Consider the following 3,282-nt stretch of genomic DNA (forward strand, 5'->3'; position numbering starts at 1 on the left):
AGTTTGACCAAGTCTTCAAATTCTCCTCTATAGCCTCCACTTTCCAAGCCCAAAGCGGCTACAAAACGTTTCATATCCAGAAGAGAAAAGCTACGGCGTTCAACAATCTTATCTGTTTCACCAAATTGCATTAAGCCATTCATTACTTGCTGCTCATCCAGTTGCGTACCTACATAACCATTCAATAAGGTCGTAAGTGCTGCCGAGCCACAACTGTAGTCAAAAGCTTGTCTAACAATTCCCCTAAATTGATCCTGTAAGGCAGGTTTAATCCGCACGGGCTCACGATGCATACGTACAAAAGAATCCTGACGGGAATCTAGGGTTTCAGTATAGCGAACTGTTTCAGCGGGTTGTTCCTTTATATCAAAGGCTTCTTTGGCAGCGTAGTAGATTAATGCCGAGCCCAACGCGATCTCTAACATATTTTTTTACTTTTCTTATCATCGGCATGATGCGCCTGATTATTCTTTTTATAGAGTTTTCACCCTACTTCCTTGTAACTAGAAAGATACCTTCTTTTTCAAAAAAATACAGTCTTTTTTTATTTTTTTAGATAAATGATACAGTCATAAAAAAAGCGCGTGTAAACACGCGCTTTTTTTTACTAAACTTAGTGACCAGCAATTGTAATGATTGCTCCTGGTAAATAAGTACCCTGTGCTGGGCTGAAGTAAGTCTGCATACCTTGAACTTCTACATCACCAATAGAGGCTGCACCACGGCTACCTAAATGGATACCTGACACATAGGTATCATGCGCACCGCTTGTGCTGACAATACGAATAAAACCTTTGTTTGCAGCTGATTCACCAAATACACTAATGTTTTGATTCAAAGTTAAATCTTTGCTGTTAGTATCTGTCACCTTAATACTTTCAATAAAGATTTCACCAGCCTTAGTTGTAACGATATCGGCTTGAGTCGGTGAAAGAGCGGCAGGTACAACGACCTTACCAAGCGTTGAGTTATCAAGAATACCTAATTCTTTAATTTCTAAACCACCCATCATAGTAGTATTCAACTTGATCATTGCACCTTGCGGAGCAGCACCTAATTGAATATTTGCAGTCATTTGACCAGTTTTTATAGAAAGACCTGATAAGATTGCATTTTCTTTTCCTGTACCGCCACGTTGGATATTTGTCGCATTAGCTCCTGGCTTAGCAGCTGACGCAACTACACCAATCTCACCAATATGGATATCTAAGCCTGAAACTTTTGCTGCAATGTTGATAAATGGATTACCGTCACCTGCATCTGAATCAATTACCAAGTCAGCCAAATTACGTGATTGAAGAAGGTATTTACCATTTTCATCATAGTTTGCACCAATTACAATACCTTTGTCTTTTACAACGTTAGTTTCGGTAGTACCATTCAGTTTAGAAATACCGTTTCCTTTAATATAAATTGCACCAGCAGCAGCAGTTTTATCTACAAGTGTAACACCATCAGCTTGAAGCTCTTTATAACCACCTGCCAAACCATCATTATCATGGATAAATAATTTATTAATTTCGATTTTAGAGATACCGATCCCGATATTCAAACCATCTTGACCTGTAGTTGCGCTAAGTGCAGAATCGTCCATGGCTTGCATTGCCATCGCATTTGCGCTGATTGCCATTGAAGAAATTAAAGCTAATTTAGTGAATTTTTTCATTCGTACTCTCCCAAGAGTATTATTTTTTTTGGTTGTGAATCACTCTTTGTCCATGATGTATTTTTATTTTACGACAGCACGAACAATTAATCCTTGAGTGATTTGCTCGCCCCCCTAAATTAGCCGTGTGTCATTTTTTGTTCAACTGTTGTTGGTCGCATTTCGTTATTCACCGATAAACGGTATATACAAGTTCTACCTCATTTTTCTTGATAATTGAGATAGAATCATCTCAGTCTCTTGAATGCTTTAAACTGAATGCATAGCCCAACTTATCAACATCTCCTGTCTGCTTCAAATACTTCTCCACATGCCATCTTGGAAGCATTGAGCTCCTTGGATCATGCCGTATATTTATATGACAACGGTACGCCATTTATTGCCTGCTGTGCTGAACGCTATACATTTATACAGGATGATATTATACAAACTTATCAGGCTGTCTCTTTTAATGAATATGAAGTCGTTGCGCCAGATTTAACTGTTAATTTTACCTCTAAATCGACTTTAGGCTCTACAATATTTAATGGCGGCTTTGTCGGATTCATTTCTTATGACTACGCAGCTCAGCAGCAAGTTCATTATAGACAGCGCCAGCAGCCAGCACTTTTTATTGGGCAATTCTCTACTTATTTAGAACTTGGTCGTGAAGGATGGATTTTTAAGAGTAGTGATCCTCAAGCGGAACATATTTTTCAGCAGATTCAGGCTTTACTTGATCAATTCCAGGATAAGTCTGAATTTAATTTAGTTTCTCCATGTACAGCGCGTTGGAATAAATCAGCTTATCAGGAGGCTTTCAGTCAGGTTCAGGAATATATCAAAGCTGGTGACTGTTATCAGATCAATCTGACTCAAGAATTTTCAGCACAAGCTAAAGGCTCGGTGTTAGCTACAGCAGAACAATTTTGGCAACTAACCAATGCACCTTATGCTGGTTATTTACGCGTAGGAGAGTTTGAGCTGTTAAGTTGTTCACCCGAACTGTTTATTGATTTTCAATCTGAGCGACGGATTATTACCAAACCGATCAAAGGCACGATGCCGCGTTATACAGATCCAATATTGGATGAGCAATCCAAACAGACTTTAAAAAATTCTGAAAAAGATCAAGCTGAAAATGTGATGATCGTAGATTTATTACGTAATGATTTGAGTGTTTATGCGGAAACTGGCTCAGTTAAAACACCAAAGCTGTTCAATATTGAAAGCTTTAATCAAGTTCATCATATGGTCAGTGAAGTACAAGCTACCCTGAAAAAAGATGTAAATCCATTTGATGTTTTAATGTCTGCCCTTCCTGGCGGATCTATTACTGGTGCACCTAAAATCCGTGCCATGCAGATTATTGAAGAACTGGAAGGCACACCGCGTGGCGCGTATTGTGGCTCAATGGGGTATTTTAATTTTGATGGAACTGGTTCCTGGAATATTCTGATCCGCTCAATACAGAAATACCAAAATGAGGTGTCACTATGGGCTGGTGGCGGGATTACCATTTCATCAGACTGCGATGCCGAATATCAGGAATGTTTTGATAAAGTCGAAGCGATGTTGAATCTACTCAATACCTGGTACACACCTGAATAAATAAAAAGCGACTCAATTGAGTCGCT

Annotated in this window: 2 protein-coding genes and 1 pseudogene; 1 reads left to right on the plus strand and 2 read right to left on the minus strand. The window is 39.0% G+C overall.

Annotated features, from left to right (window positions below; genetic code table 11):
- Positions 1-425 (minus strand): annotated as a pseudogene (locus B4033_RS06335) (C39 family peptidase); the annotation flags it as partial.
- A gap of 188 nt (positions 426-613) precedes the next feature.
- Positions 614-1,666, minus strand: a complete 1,053-nt coding sequence (locus tag B4033_RS06340) for a DUF6160 family protein (protein WP_286832736.1) — start codon at positions 1,664-1,666, stop codon at positions 614-616.
- Positions 1,667-1,924: 258 nt separating this feature from the next.
- On the opposite strand from B4033_RS06340, the gene pabB reads away from it, so the two are divergent.
- Positions 1,925-3,256, plus strand: coding sequence for an aminodeoxychorismate synthase component I (gene pabB, locus B4033_RS06345; RefSeq protein WP_286832738.1), 1,332 nt, complete (start codon positions 1,925-1,927; stop codon positions 3,254-3,256).
- Positions 3,257-3,282: the final 26 nt, after the last annotated feature.

The organism is Acinetobacter sp. UBA3132, assembly GCF_002364825.1.
GTDB classification, from domain to species: domain Bacteria; phylum Pseudomonadota; class Gammaproteobacteria; order Pseudomonadales; family Moraxellaceae; genus Acinetobacter; species Acinetobacter schindleri.